12 protein-coding genes are annotated in these 13,280 nt (G+C 69.0%); all 12 read right to left on the minus strand.

The genetic code is table 11. From position 1 onward, the window contains the following. Positions 1 to 2: 2 nt before the first annotated feature. Genes nuoL through ACWD1Z_RS03850 form a run of 12 tightly spaced genes read right to left on the minus strand, consistent with a single transcriptional unit; the run spans position 3 to position 12,788 of the window. Entirely contained in the window at positions 3 to 1,967 is a 1,965-nt protein-coding gene (nuoL, locus tag ACWD1Z_RS03795) for an NADH-quinone oxidoreductase subunit L (RefSeq protein WP_451115187.1), read from the minus strand. Between the two features lie 14 nt (positions 1,968 to 1,981). Then, positions 1,982 to 2,281 carry an NADH-quinone oxidoreductase subunit NuoK gene (gene nuoK / locus ACWD1Z_RS03800; protein ID WP_250070882.1) on the minus strand — a complete coding sequence of 100 codons (300 nt, stop codon included), beginning with the start codon at positions 2,279 to 2,281 and terminating at the stop codon, positions 1,982 to 1,984. Then, a complete protein-coding gene (locus ACWD1Z_RS03805) occupies positions 2,278 to 3,096 on the minus strand; it encodes an NADH-quinone oxidoreductase subunit J (RefSeq protein ID WP_451115189.1) in 819 nt (272 codons plus the stop codon). The genes nuoK and ACWD1Z_RS03805 overlap by 4 nt, the downstream gene beginning before the upstream one ends. Further along, complete coding sequence (nuoI, locus tag ACWD1Z_RS03810; protein WP_451115191.1) at positions 3,093 to 3,734, minus strand: NADH-quinone oxidoreductase subunit NuoI; 642 nt, start codon at positions 3,732 to 3,734, stop codon at positions 3,093 to 3,095. Before nuoI ends, ACWD1Z_RS03805 begins: the two co-directional genes overlap by 4 nt. Then, positions 3,727 to 5,091: an NADH-quinone oxidoreductase subunit NuoH gene (nuoH, locus tag ACWD1Z_RS03815; RefSeq protein WP_451115193.1), complete on the minus strand. Its 1,365-nt coding sequence runs from the start codon at positions 5,089 to 5,091 to the stop codon at positions 3,727 to 3,729. The genes nuoI and nuoH overlap by 8 nt, the downstream gene beginning before the upstream one ends. Beyond that, the gene (locus ACWD1Z_RS03820; RefSeq protein WP_451115195.1) at positions 5,088 to 7,592 is read right to left on the minus strand and encodes an NADH-quinone oxidoreductase subunit G; all 2,505 of its coding nucleotides are present in this window, start codon (positions 7,590 to 7,592) and stop codon (positions 5,088 to 5,090) included. The genes nuoH and ACWD1Z_RS03820 overlap by 4 nt, the downstream gene beginning before the upstream one ends. Next, complete coding sequence (nuoF, locus tag ACWD1Z_RS03825) at positions 7,589 to 8,938, minus strand: NADH-quinone oxidoreductase subunit NuoF (RefSeq protein ID WP_451115196.1); 1,350 nt, start codon at positions 8,936 to 8,938, stop codon at positions 7,589 to 7,591. The genes ACWD1Z_RS03820 and nuoF overlap by 4 nt, the downstream gene beginning before the upstream one ends. Then, on the minus strand, positions 8,938 to 9,810 hold the full coding sequence (gene nuoE, locus ACWD1Z_RS03830; RefSeq protein WP_451115198.1) for an NADH-quinone oxidoreductase subunit NuoE: 873 nt from the start codon (positions 9,808 to 9,810) through the stop codon (positions 8,938 to 8,940). The genes nuoF and nuoE overlap by 1 nt, the downstream gene beginning before the upstream one ends. Continuing rightward, positions 9,807 to 11,129, minus strand: coding sequence for an NADH-quinone oxidoreductase subunit D (locus ACWD1Z_RS03835; RefSeq protein ID WP_451115199.1), 1,323 nt, complete (start codon positions 11,127 to 11,129; stop codon positions 9,807 to 9,809). Before ACWD1Z_RS03835 ends, nuoE begins: the two co-directional genes overlap by 4 nt. Then, positions 11,126 to 11,863 (minus strand): NADH-quinone oxidoreductase subunit C, encoded by a 738-nt coding sequence (locus ACWD1Z_RS03840; protein WP_451115201.1) that lies wholly within the window; start codon positions 11,861 to 11,863, stop codon positions 11,126 to 11,128. The genes ACWD1Z_RS03835 and ACWD1Z_RS03840 overlap by 4 nt, the downstream gene beginning before the upstream one ends. Further along, entirely contained in the window at positions 11,860 to 12,414 is a 555-nt protein-coding gene (locus tag ACWD1Z_RS03845) for a NuoB/complex I 20 kDa subunit family protein (protein WP_056552623.1), read from the minus strand. The genes ACWD1Z_RS03840 and ACWD1Z_RS03845 overlap by 4 nt, the downstream gene beginning before the upstream one ends. A 14-nt stretch (positions 12,415 to 12,428) precedes the next feature. Further along, the gene (locus ACWD1Z_RS03850; protein WP_003974383.1) at positions 12,429 to 12,788 is read right to left on the minus strand and encodes an NADH-quinone oxidoreductase subunit A; all 360 of its coding nucleotides are present in this window, start codon (positions 12,786 to 12,788) and stop codon (positions 12,429 to 12,431) included. Positions 12,789 to 13,280 lie beyond the last annotated feature (492 nt).

Genomic DNA, 13,280 nt, shown 5'->3' on the forward strand with positions numbered 1-13,280 from the left:
TATCAGACCGCCCTCATCAGCAGGGTCGCGGCGACGAGGAGTGCCGCACCGCCGAACATCGAGACCGCGTACGACCGCGCGAAGCCGTTCTGCAGTTTGCGCAGCCGTCCGGAGAGGCCGCCGACCGAGGCCGCCGTGCCGTTGACGACGCCGTCGACCAGGGTGTGGTCGACGTACACCAGGGAGCGCGTGAGGTGTTCGCCGCCGCGGACGAGGACGACGTGGTTGAAGTCGTCCTGGAGCAGATCGCGCCGGGCGGCCCGGGTGAGCAGCGACCCGCGCGGGGCGACGACCGGCACCGGGCGGCGCCCGTACTGCAGGTACGCGGCGGTGACACCGATGACCATCACGGCCACCGTGGACGCCGTGACCGTGGCCGCGCTGAGCGGGGAGTGGCCGTGGTCGTGGCCGGTGATGGGCTCCAGCCAGTGCACGAAGCGGTCACCGACGCTGAACAGGCCGCCCGCGAAGACGGATCCGAACGCCAGCAGGATCATCGGGATCGTCATGGAGCTGGGCGACTCGTGCGGGTGCGGCTCAGCGTGGTCGCCGTGGTGCGCGGCGGCCGGCTCCGCGCTGGGCGCGGCCGGGGAGGCGGTGGGCCGGTTGCGCCAGCGCTCCTCGCCGAAGAACGTCAGCAGCATCACGCGCGTCATGTAGTACGCCGTGATCGCGGCGCCCAGCAGGGCACAGCCGCCGAGGATCCAGCCCTCGGTGCCGCCCTTGGCGAACGCCGACTCGATGATCTTGTCCTTGGAGAAGAAGCCGGACAGGCCCGGGAAGCCGATGATCGCGAGGTAGCCGAGGCCGAAGGTGATGAAGGTGATCGGCATGTACTTCCTGAGGCCGCCGTACTTGCGCATGTCGACCTCGTCGTTCATGCCGTGCATGACCGAACCGGCGCCGAGGAAGAGCCCGGCCTTGAAGAAGCCGTGGGTCACCAGGTGCATGATCGCGAAGACGTAGCCGATCGGGCCGAGGCCCGCGGCCAGGACCATGTAGCCGATCTGCGACATGGTCGAGCCGGCCAGCGCCTTCTTGATGTCGTCCTTCGCGCAACCGACGATCGCACCGAACAGGAGCGTGACGGCACCGACGATGGTGACGACCAGCTGGGCGTCGGGGGCGGCGTTGAAGATCGCGCCGGAGCGGACGATCAGGTAGACGCCCGCGGTCACCATCGTCGCCGCGTGGATCAGGGCCGAGACCGGGGTCGGGCCCTCCATCGCGTCCCCGAGCCAGGACTGCAGCGGCACCTGGGCGGACTTGCCGCAGGCCGCGAGCAGCAGCATCAGGGCGATGGCGGTGAGCGTGCCCTCGGAGGTCTCGCCGACGAGCCCGGGCTCCTCGTGGGTGCCGAGCAGCGGGCCGAAGGCGAAGGTCCCGAAGGTGGTGAACATGATCATGATCGCGATCGACAGACCCATGTCGCCGACGCGGTTGACCAGGAAGGCCTTCTTCGCGGCCGTCGCGGCACTGGGCTTGTGCTGCCAGAAGCCGATCAGCAGGTACGAGGCGAGACCCACGCCCTCCCAGCCGACGTACAGCAGCAGGTAGTTGTCGGCGAGGACGAGCAGCAGCATCGCCGCGAGGAACAGGTTCAGATAGCCGAAGAAGCGGCGGCGCCGCTCGTCGTGCTCCATGTACCCGATCGAGTACAGGTGGATCAGCGAGCCGACACCGGTGATCAGCAGGACGAACGTCATCGACAGCTGGTCCAGGCGGAAGGCGACGTCCGCCTGGAAGCCCTCCACCGGGATCCAGCTGAACAGATGCTGGGTCAGCGTCCGCTGGTCGGCGTCCTTGCCGAGCAGGTCGACGAAGAGGATCGCGCCGAACACGAAGGACACGGCCGCGAGGAGCGTGCCGATCCAGTGCCCGACGGCGTCCAGGCGCCGGCCGCCGCACAGCAGGACCGCCGCTCCGAGCAGGGGCGCCGCGATGAGCAGCGCAATCAGGTTCTCCACGATTCAGCGACCCCTTACAGCTTCATCAGGCTGGCGTCGTCGACCGAGGCCGAGTGGCGGGAACGGAACAGCGACACGATGATCGCGAGCCCGACCACGACCTCCGCGGCGGCGACGACCATCGTGAAGAAGGCGAGGATCTGGCCGTCGAGATTGCCGTGCATCCGGGAGAAGGCGACGAGCGAGAGGTTGCAGGCGTTGAGCATCAGCTCGACGCACATGAACACCACGATCGCGTTGCGCCGGATCAGTACGCCGGTGGCGCCGATCGTGAACAACAGGGCCGCGAGGTAGATGTAGTTGACCGGGTTCACTTCAACGCCTCCCCGCTCTTCGTGCGCTCCAGGCGCTCCTCGGCCCGCTGTTCCAGGGCCTTGAGGTCGTTGAGCGCCTCGGTGGACACATCACGGATCTGGCCGCGCTCCCGCAGCGTCTTGCTGACGGTGAGCTCCGAGGGGGTGCCGTCGGGCAGCAGACCGGCGATGTCCACGGCGTTGTGCCGGGCGTACACGCCGGGCGCCGGCAGCGGCGGCACGTGCTTGCCCTCGCGCACCCGCTGCTCGGCCATCTCGCGCTGCGTCTTGGCCCGCTCGGTGCGCTCGCGGTGGGTGAGCACCATGGCGCCGACGGCGGCCGTGATGAGCAGGGCGCCGGTGATCTCGAAGGCGAAGACGTACTTGGTGAACAGCAGGGCGGCCAGGCCCTCCACATTGCCGCCCGCGTTCGCCTGGGCGAGGCCGTTGAACTCCGTCAGGGAGGCGTTGCCGATCCCGGCGAACAGCAGGATGCCGAAGCCGAGGCCACACAGAAGGGCCAGCCAGCGCTGGCCCTTGATGGTCTCCTTCAGGGAGTCCGCGGCGGTCACGCCGACCAGCATCACCACGAACAGGAACAGCATCATGATCGCGCCGGTGTAGACGATGATCTGCACGACGCCCAGGAAGTAGGCGCCGTTGGCGAGGTAGAACACCGCCAGGACGATCATGGTGCCGGCCAGGCAGAGCGCGCTGTGCACGGCCTTCTTCATGAAGACGGTGCACAGGGCGCCGATCACCGCGACCGTGCCGAGGATCCAGAACTGGAAGGCCTCGCCGGTGGAGGTGGAGTAGGCGGCGAGTTGCGCGGTCATCGGCCGACCACCTTCCCCGACGCCGGTTCGTCCTCGCCGAACGTCGAGGCGGCCTCCTGCGGGACCTCGCCCTTGGAGAGCGCGACCTGCTGGGTGGTGCCCGGCGCGGCCTCCGTCACCAGGCCCCGGTAGTAGTCCTGCTCGTCCGTGCCGGGGTAGATGGCGTGCGGCGCGTCGACCATGCCGTCCTCAAGGCCGGCGAGCAGCTGCTCCTTGGTGTAGATGAGGTTGGCGCGGCTGGAGTCGGCCAGCTCGAACTCGTTCGTCATCGTGAGCGCGCGCGTGGGGCACGCCTCGATGCACAGGCCGCACAGGATGCAGCGGGCGTAGTTGATCTGGTAGACGCGGCCGTACCGCTCGCCCGGCGAGTAGCGCTCCTCGTCGGTGTTGTCCGCGCCCTCCACGTAGATCGCGTCGGCGGGGCAGGCCCAGGCGCACAGTTCGCAGCCGACGCATTTCTCCAGGCCGTCCGGATGGCGGTTGAGCTGGTGCCGTCCGTGGAACCGGGGAGCGGTGGTCTTCTGCTGTTCCGGGTACTGCTCGGTCAGCCGCTTCTTGAACATGGCCTTGAAGGTCACGCCGAAGCCGGCCACGGGATTCTGGAAACCGGGCTTGGTCTCCTTGGGCTCCTCAGCCATCGGACGCCTCCTTTCCATCCAGAGATCCGTCGTCACTGTGAGTATTGACCCCGCCACTGACAATCAGCTCCCGCTCCCGGCGCGAACGGCGTCGCGGCACCGGCGGCAGCTCCTGTCCGGGCAGCGGCGGCACGGGGAATCCGCCCGCCATCGCGTCGAATCCGGCGGCCGGGGCGGCGGGTTCCTCCTCCTTCGGCTTGCCGCGGAACATGTCCGCGACGAAGGAGAGCAGCAGGAGCACCAGGACGCCGCCGCCGACGTACAGGGCGATGTCGGCGAAGTCGTAGTTCTCGTTGCGCAGGGTCCGTACCGTCGCGACGAGCATCAGCCAGACCACGGAGACCGGGATCAGGACCTTCCAGCCGAGCTTCATCAGCTGGTCGTAGCGGACGCGGGGCAGGGTGCCGCGCAGCCAGATGAAGAAGAAGAGCAGCAGCTGCACCTTGATCACGAACCAGAGCAGCGGCCACCAGCCGTGGTTGGCGCCCTCCCAGAAGGTGGAGACCGGCCAGGGGGCCCGCCAGCCGCCGAGGAAGAGCGTCACCGACACCGCCGAGACCGTCACCATGTTCACGTACTCGGCGAGCATGAACATCGCGAACTTGATCGAGGAGTACTCGGTGTTGAAGCCGCCGACCAGGTCGCCCTCGGACTCCGGCATGTCGAAGGGGGCACGGTTGGTCTCGCCGATCATCGTGACGATGTAGATCAGGAAGGAGACCGGCAGCAGGACGACGTACCAGCGGTCATGCTGCGCCTCGACGATCGTGGACGTCGACATCGACCCCGAGTAGAGGAACACCGAGGCGAAGGCGGCGCCCATGGCGATCTCGTACGAGATCATCTGCGCGCAGGAGCGCAGGCCGCCGAGGAGCGGATACGTGGAGCCGGAGCTCCAGCCCGCCAGCACGATGCCGTAGATGCCGACCGAGGCGACCGCGAGGATGTAGAGCATCGCGATCGGCAGGTCGGTGAGCTGCATCGTGGTGCGCTCGCCGAAGATCGAGATCTCGTTCCCGGCCGGGCCGAAGGGGATCACCGCGATCGCCATGAAGGCCGGGATGGCCGCGACGATCGGCGCGAGGACGTAGACCACCTTGTCCGCGCGTTTGACGATGACGTCTTCCTTCAGCATCAGCTTGATGCCGTCGGCGAGCGACTGGAGCATGCCCCAGGGGCCGTGCCGGTTGGGGCCGATGCGCAGCTGCATCCAGGCGACGACCTTGCGCTCCCAGACGATGGAGAACAGCACCGTCACCATCAGGAAGGCGAAGCAGAACACCGCCTTGACGACGACCAGCCACCAGGGGTCGCGGCCGAACATCGAGAGGTCTTCAGCGGCGAGGAACACACTCATGCCTCCACCTCCTTGGGTGCTCCGGTGGCGAGCGTCGCCGGGCCGATGCGGACGAGGGAGCCGGGTCGCGCCCCGGTGTCGGAGGCGACGCCGCCACCGGTGGAGTTCAGCGGCAGCCAGACCACCCGGTCGGGCATCGCGGTGATCCTGAGCGGGAGTTGCACGGTCCCGGCGGTGCCGGTCACCGCGAGGAGGTCGCCCTCCTTCAGCCCCGCTTCGGCGGCCGTGGCGGCCGACAGGCGCGCGTGGGCGGTGTGCCGGGTCCCGGCGAGCGCCTCGTCACCGTCCTGGAGGCGTCCCTGGTCGAGCAGCAGCCGGTGCCCGGCCAGCACGGCCTCTCCGACGGCCGGCCGCGGCAACTGCGCCCCGGTCTCCAGGGGTTCGGTGGCACGGGGTCCGTCCCAGGCGCCCAGCCGGTCCAGCTCCGCACGCGCGGTGCGCAGGTCCGGCAGGCCCAGGTGGACGTCCATGGCGTCGGCCAGCATCTGCAGGACGCGGGCGTCGGTCGGGGGCAGGCGGCGGGTCATGTGGTCGGGCTTGAGCGCGGCCTCGAAGAAGCGCACCCTGCCTTCCCAGTTGAGGAAGGTGCCCGCCTTCTCGGCGACGGCGGCGACCGGCAGGACCACGTCGGCCAGCTCGGTGACCTCGCTCGGCCGCAGCTCCAGCGAGACCAGGAAGCCGGCCTCGGCGAGCGCCACGCGTGCGCGTGCCGGGTCGGGCAGGTCGGCGATCTCGACTCCGGCGACCACCAGGGCCTGGAGTTCACCGGTGGCGGCGGCCTCCACGATCTGGCTGGTGTCGCGTCCGTAGCGGTGCGGGAGCTCGGCCACGCCCCAGGCCGCGGCGACCTCCTCCCGCGCGCGCGGGTCGGTGGCCGGACGGCCGCCCGGCAGCAGCGACGGCAGCGCGCCGGCCTCCACGGCGCCGCGCTCACCGGCCCGCCGCGGGATCCACACCAGCTGCGCGCCGGTCGCGGACGCGGCCCGTACGGCGGCGGTGAGCCCGCCCGCCACCCCGGCCAGCCGCTCCCCTACGACGATCACCGCGCCCTCGGTGCGCAGCGCCTCGGAGGCCCTGGCACCGTCGCCCTCCAGTCCGACCCCGCTCGCGAGGGCGTCCAGCCACTCGGTCTCGGTGCCGGGAGCGGCGGGCAGCAGGACGCCGCCGGCCTTCTCCAGGCCGCGGGTGCTGTGCGTGGCGAGCGAGAAGACCTGCTGGCCGTGCTTGCGCCAGGCCTTGCGCAGCCGCAGGAAGATCCCGGGCGCCTCCTCCTCGGCCTCGAACCCGGCGAGCAGGACCGCGGGCGCCTTCTCCAGGAGGGTGTAGGTGACGCCCGTACCGTCGAGGTCACGGCCGCGTCCGGCGACCCGGGCCGCCAGGAAGTCGGCCTCCTCGCCGCTGTGCACCCGCGCGCGGAAGTCGATGTCGTTGGAATCGAGCGCCACGCGCGTGAACTTGCTGTAGGCGTAGGCGTCCTCGATGGTGAGGCGGCCGCCGGTCAGGACACCGGCCCGCCCGCGCGAGGCGAGCAGCCCCTGGGCCGCGATCTGCAGGGCCTCCGGCCAGGACGCCGGCACCAGTTCGCCCTCGGGATTGCGCACCAGCGGCGTCTGGAGCCGGTCCCGCTGCTGCGCGTACCGGAAGGCGAACCGCCCCTTGTCGCAGATCCACTCCTCGTTGACCTCGGGGTCGTCGGCGGCGAGCTTGCGCATGACCTTGCCGCGCCGGTGGTCCGTGCGCGTGGCGCAGCCGCCCGAGCAGTGCTCGCAGACGCTCGGCGAGGACACCAGGTCGAAGGGGCGGGAGCGGAAGCGGTACGCCGCCGAGGTGAGCGCTCCGACCGGGCAGATCTGGATGGTGTTGCCGGAGAAGTACGACTCGAAGGGGTCGCCCTCGCCGGTGCCGACCTGCTGGAGGGCGCCCCGCTCGACCAGCTCGATCATCGGGTCGCCCGCGATCTGGTTGGAGAAGCGGGTGCAGCGGGCGCACAGCACGCACCGCTCGCGGTCGAGGAGCACCTGCGTGGAGATCGGCACGGGCTTCTCGTAGGTCCGCTTGCGTCCCTCGAAGCGGGACTCGGCCTGGCCGTGCGACATGGCCTGGTTCTGCAGCGGGCACTCGCCGCCCTTGTCGCAGACCGGGCAGTCCAGCGGGTGGTTGATGAGGAGCAGCTCCATCACACCGTGCTGGGCCTTCTCGGCGACCGGCGAGGTCAGATGCGTCTTCACCACCATTCCGTCGGTGCACGTGATGGTGCAGGACGCCATCGGCTTGCGCTGGCCCTCGACCTCGACGATGCACTGGCGGCAGGCGCCGGCCGGGTCGAGGAGCGGGTGGTCGCAGAAGCGGGGGATCTCGATGCCGAGCTGTTCGGCGGCCCGGATGACCAGGGTGCCCTTGGGCACGCTGATCTCCACGCCGTCGATGGTCAGCGAGACGAGATCTTCCGGCGGGACCGCCGCCTCTCCCCCTCCGGAGGGAGCGCTCGTGGTCACAGTCATGCGTTCACCTCCGTACGGTGGTCGGCCCAGGCCGTCGACTTGGCCGGGTCGAAGGGGCAGCCGCGGCCCGTGATGTGCTGCTCGTACTCCTCGCGGAAGTACTTGAGCGAGGAGAAGATCGGCGAGGCGGCACCGTCGCCGAGGGCGCAGAAGGACTTGCCGTTGATGTTGTCGGCGATGTCGTTCAGCTTGTCGAGGTCGCTCATCACGCCCTTGCCGGCCTCGATGTCGCGCAGCAGCTGCACGAGCCAGTACGTGCCCTCACGGCAGGGCGTGCACTTGCCGCAGGACTCGTGGGCGTAGAACTCGGTCCAGCGGGTGACGGCGCGGACCACGCAGGTCGTCTCGTCGAAGCACTGGAGCGCCTTGGTGCCGAGCATCGAACCGGCGGCGCCCACTCCCTCGTAGTCGAGGGGGACGTCGAGGTGCTCGTCGGTGAACATCGGCGTCGAGGAGCCGCCCGGCGTCCAGAACTTCAGCCGGTGGCCGGGCCGCATTCCGCCGCTCATGTCCAGCAGCTGGCGCAGGGTGATGCCGAGCGGGGCCTCGTACTGGCCGGGGCTCGCGACATGGCCGCTGAGCGAGTAGAGCGTGAAGCCCGGGGACTTCTCGCTGCCCATCGACCTGAACCAGTCCTTGCCCTTGTGCAGGATCGCGGGAACCGACGCGATCGACTCGACGTTGTTCACCACAGTGGGGCAGGCATACAGGCCCGCCACCGCGGGGAAGGGGGGACGGAGCCGCGGTTGACCACGGCGGCCTTCGAGCGAGTCGAGCAGTGCGGTCTCTTCACCACAGATGTACGCCCCGGCGCCCGCGTGCACGGTGAGTTCGAGATCGAGGCCGCTGCCGAGGATGTTCTCTCCGAGGTAGCCGGCCGCATAGGCCTCGCTCACGGCCGAGTGCAACCGCCGGAGCACGGGGACGACTTCACCCCGCAGATAGATGAAGGCGTGAGAAGACCTGATGGCATAACAGGCGATGACGATGCCCTCGATGAGGCTGTGCGGGTTCGCGAAGAGGAGCGGGATGTCCTTGCAGGTTCCCGGCTCCGACTCGTCGGCGTTGACAACCAGATAGTGCGGCTTCCCATCTCCCTGGGGAATGAACTGCCATTTCATTCCGGTGGGGAATCCCGCGCCGCCGCGCCCGCGCAGACCGGAGTCCTTCACATAGGCGATGAGGTCGTCCGGCGACATGGCGAGCGCCTTGCGGAGTCCCTCGTACCCTTCGTGCCTTCGGTAGACGTCCAGCGTCCAGGACTTGTCCTCGTCCCAGAAGGCCGACAGCACGGGTGCGAGCAGCTTCTCGGGGCCGGTGTCTTTCAGCTCGGGTGCCAAGGTCATCACTCCCCCTCCTCGGCGGCAGGCCCGGCCGGGTGGGCCGGGTCGGAGGCCGATGTGTCCTGCGGCGCGTCGTGTGAGCTCAGGTGCTGCGTGGGTGACGGCTCGTGCACCGCCCTGTCCTGCGGCTCCTCATGGGGTCCGCCGTCGCGCGGGTGCACCACGCGCGCGGGGGCGGTCTCCCCCTTGGCCAGCTTGAGTCCGATCAGCGAAGCGGGTCCCGCGCTTCCGCCGGCCTCGACCGCCCCTTCCCGCTCGTCGGGAAAGCCCGCCAGGATCCGGGCCGTCTCCTTGAAGGTGCACAGCGGCGCCCCGCGCGTGGGGGAGACCGGTGCTCCCGCGCGCAGGTCGTCCACCATGCGCTTGGCGCTCTGCACGGTCTGGTTGTCGAAGAACTCCCAGTTGACCATCACGACCGGGGCGTAGTCGCAGGCCGCGTTGCACTCGATGTGCTCCAGGGTGACCTTGCCGTCGTCGGTGGTCTCGCCGTTGCCGATGCCGAGGTGGTCCTGGAGCGCCTCGAAGATCGCGTCACCGCCCATCACCGCGCACAGCGTGTTGGTGCACACCCCGACCTGGTAGTCACCGCTCGGGCGGCGCCGGTACATGGTGTAGAAGGTGGCCACCGCGGTGACCTCGGCCGTGGTCAGCTGCAGCATGTCCGCGCAGAACCGCATCCCGGTGCGCGTGACGTGGCCTTCCTCCGACTGCACCAGGTGCAGCAGCGGAAGGAGCGCGGACCGGGAGTCGGGGTAGCGGGCGATGATCTCGCGCGCGTCCCGCTCCAGCCGGGCTCGGACGTCGTCCGGGTAGCCGGGCGCGGGCAGTTCGGGCATGCCCAGGCTGACGCCCTGCTCCGAAGAACTGGTGGTCACCGGTCGACGCCTCCCATCACGGGGTCGATGGACGCGACGGCGACGATGACGTCGGCGACCTGGCCGCCCTCGCACATCGCCGCCATCGCCTGAAGGTTGGTGAAGGACGGGTCGCGGAAGTGGACCCGGTAGGGGCGGGTGCCGCCGTCGGAGACGGCGTGCACGCCGAGCTCGCCCTTGGGCGACTCGACGGCCACGTACGCCTGTCCCGGCGGAACGCGGAAGCCCTCGGTGACCAGCTTGAAGTGGTGGATCAGGGCCTCCATGGAGGTGCCCATGATCTTCTTGATGTGGTCGAGGGAGTTGCCGAGACCGTCCGGGCCGAGCGCGAGCTGGGCGGGCCAGGCGATCTTCTTGTCGGCGACCATGACCGGGCCGGGCTGCAGCCGGTCCAGGCACTGCTCGACGATCCTGAGCGACTGGCGCATCTCCTCCAGGCGGATCAGGAAGCGGCCGTAGGAGTCGCAGGTGTCGGCGGTGGGGACGTCGAAGTCGAAGGTCTCGTAGCCGCAGTACGGCTGGGACTTGCGCAGGTCGTGCGGCAGGCCGGTGGAGCGCAGGATGGGGCCGGTGGCGCCGAGGGCCATGCAGCCGGCCAGGTCGAGGTGGCCGACGTCCTGCATACGGGCCTTGAAGATGGGGTTCCCGGTGGCGAGCTTGTCGTACTCCGGGAGGTTCTTCCGCATCTTCTTCACGAACTCGCGGATCTGGTCCACCGCGCCCGGCGGCAGGTCCTGGGCGAGGCCGCCGGGGCGGATGTACGCGTGGTTCATCCGCAGGCCCGTGATGAGCTCGTAGATGTCGAGAATCATTTCACGATCACGGAATCCGTAGATCATGATCGTGGTGGCGCCTAGCTCCATGCCGCCGGTGGCGATGCACACCAGGTGCGAGGAGAGGCGGTTGAGCTCCATCAGGAGCACCCGGATCAGGGTGGCCCGGTCGGGGATCTGGTCCTCGATGCCGAGGAGCTTCTCGACGGCGAGGCAGTAGCCGGTCTCGTTGAAGAAGGACGTCAGGTAGTCCATGCGCGTCACGAACGTGGTGCCCTGCGTCCACGTGCGGAACTCGAGGTTCTTCTCGATGCCGGTGTGCAGGTAGCCGATGCCGCAGCGGGCCTCGGTGACCGTCTCGCCCTCGATCTCCAGGATCAGCCGGAGCACTCCGTGGGTGGAGGGGTGCTGGGGACCCATGTTGACGACGATGCGCTCGTCGTCGGCGCGGGCCGCGGACTGGACGACCTCGTCCCAGTCGCCACCGGTGACCGTGTAGACGGTGCCCTCGGTGGTCTCGCGGGGGGAAGCGTGGGAAGTGCTCACGAGTACGACCTCCGCTGGTCCGGAGCCGGGATCTGGGCGCCCTTGTACTCGACGGGGATGCCGCCGAGGGGGTAGTCCTTGCGCTGCGGATGGCCCTGCCAGTCGTCCGGCATCATGATCCGCGTCAGGGCCGGGTGGCCTTCGAAGACGAGACCGAAGAAGTCGTAGGTCTCGCGCTCGTGCCAGTCGTTGGTCGGGTAGACGGAGACCAGCGACGGGACGCGGCGGTCGCTGTCGGGGGCGCTGACCTCCAGGCGGATCAGCCGGTTGTGGGTGATCGAGCGCAGGTGGTAGACGGCGTGCAGCTCGCGGCCCTTGTCGTGGGGGTAGTGGACCCCGCTCACGCCGGTGCACAGCTCGAAGCGCAGGGCCGGGTCGTCGCGCAGGGTGCGGGCGACGCGGAGCAGGTGCTCGCGCTCGATGTGGAAGGTGAGCTCGTCGCGGTCGACGATCGTCTTCTCGATGGCGTTCTCCGGCAGCAGGCCCTGCTCCTCCAGAGCGCCCTCGAGTTCGTCGGCGACCTCGTCGAACCAGCCGCCGTAGGGGCGGGTGGCCGGTCCCGGGAGCCGGACCGAGCGGACCAGGCCGCCGTAACCGGAGGTGTCGCCGCCGTTGTTGGCGCCGAACATGCCGCGCTGGACGCGGATCTCCTCGCCGCCCTCGCCCCGCTGGCCGGGGAGGTTCTCGGTGCCGAGGTCCTTCTCGGGGTTGACGCCGTTGTTCGTGTCGCTCATCGCAGCAGCCCCTTCATCTCGATGGTGGGGAGCGCCTTGAGCGCGGCTTCCTCGGCCTCGCGGGCCGCCTCCTCGGCGTTCACGCCGAGCTTGGAGGTCTGGATCTTCTGGTGGAGCTTGAGGATCGCGTCCAACAGCATCTCGGGCCGGGGCGGACAGCCGGGCAGATAGATGTCGACCGGGACGATGTGGTCGACGCCCTGCACGATGGCGTAGTTGTTGAACATGCCGCCCGAGGAGGCGCAGACCCCCATGGAGATCACCCACTTGGGGTTCGGCATCTGGTCGTAGACCTGCCGGAGCACCGGCGCCATCTTCTGGCTGACCCGGCCGGCGACGATCATGAGGTCGGCCTGCCGCGGGGAACCGCGGAAGACCTCCATGCCGAAGCGCGCCAGGTCGTAGCGGCCGGCGCCGGTGGTCATCATCTCGATGGCGCAGCAGGCGAGGCCGAAGGTGGCCGGGAAGACGGACGCCTTGCGCACCCAGCCCGCGGCCTGCTCGACGGTGGTCAGCAGGAAGCCGCTCGGCAGTTTTTCTTCGAGTCCCATGAGTTAAAGGCCCCTCAGTCCCATTCCAGGCCGCCGCGCCGCCATACGTACGCGTACGCCACGAAGACGGTGAGCACGAAGAGCAGCATCTCCACGAGCCCGAAGATCCCCAGGGCGTCGAAGGTGACGGCCCAGGGGTAGAGGAAGACGATCTCGATATCGAAGATGATGAAGAGCATCGCCGTCAGGTAGTACTTGATCGGGAAACGCCCGCCGCCGGCCGGCGTGGGGGTCGGCTCGATGCCGCACTCGTAGGCCTCGAGCTTGGCCCGGTTGTACCGCTTCGGACCGATCAGCGTGGCCATGACCACGGAGAAGATCGCAAAGCCTGCCCCGAGGGCTCCCAGTACGAGGATGGGCGCATACGCGTTCACCGCTCCTCGCTCCTCTCAGTCGGCACTGACTGCTGGCGGTTGCGTCGGGCTCGCCACTCCTGTCCCACCGGTTCCTCGAACCCCGCTCGTCCCGGCGAAGATCGAGAACATGTGAAGCAGGTCACAAGCCCAACTGCCTCGCATCTTATGCCCGCCGCTCTGTGATCTGCGACACGGGGTATTGCACAAGCTTTGTGATCTCCACCACCTGACGAAGGATCATGAAGTCGGATGAGTGGTGATCTTCGTACGCGAGGCATGCAAGTGATCACCTGAGGTGACATTTCCGCTCGTCGGCGCAGCTCGGATGGGTCGTCTCCATATCAAGAGACTTCCCTTGCATGCAAATTGGAGATGGGCCCAGGGTCCTGATAGAGGACCGCGTTCACACATCAGAGGGAGACGCGGGGCGGGGTGTGGACGCGTGCACGCGTTCACGAGCGATCGGGGGGTCGGTCGCGCACGGGGGACGCACCCGCGGCTGTGACCGTT

Source organism: Streptomyces sp. NPDC002784 (assembly GCF_053592135.1).

What these genes read in the sequence shown, in the direction of transcription:
- ACWD1Z_RS03805 (WP_451115189.1), bottom strand. Translation starts at nt 3,096, where the DNA reads ATGACCGCGCAACTCGCCGCCTACTCCACCTCCACCGGCGAGGCCTTC.
- nuoI (WP_451115191.1), bottom strand. Translation starts at nt 3,734, where the DNA reads ATGGCTGAGGAGCCCAAGGAGACCAAGCCCGGTTTCCAGAATCCCGTG.
- nuoH (WP_451115193.1), bottom strand. Translation starts at nt 5,091, where the DNA reads ATGAGTGTGTTCCTCGCCGCTGAAGACCTCTCGATGTTCGGCCGCGAC.
- ACWD1Z_RS03820 (WP_451115195.1), bottom strand. Translation starts at nt 7,592, where the DNA reads ATGACTGTGACCACGAGCGCTCCCTCCGGAGGGGGAGAGGCGGCGGTC.
- nuoF (WP_451115196.1), bottom strand. Translation starts at nt 8,938, where the DNA reads ATGACCTTGGCACCCGAGCTGAAAGACACCGGCCCCGAGAAGCTGCTC.
- ACWD1Z_RS03840 (WP_451115201.1), bottom strand. Translation starts at nt 11,863, where the DNA reads ATGAGCGACACGAACAACGGCGTCAACCCCGAGAAGGACCTCGGCACC.
- ACWD1Z_RS03845 (WP_056552623.1), bottom strand. Translation starts at nt 12,414, where the DNA reads ATGGGACTCGAAGAAAAACTGCCGAGCGGCTTCCTGCTGACCACCGTC.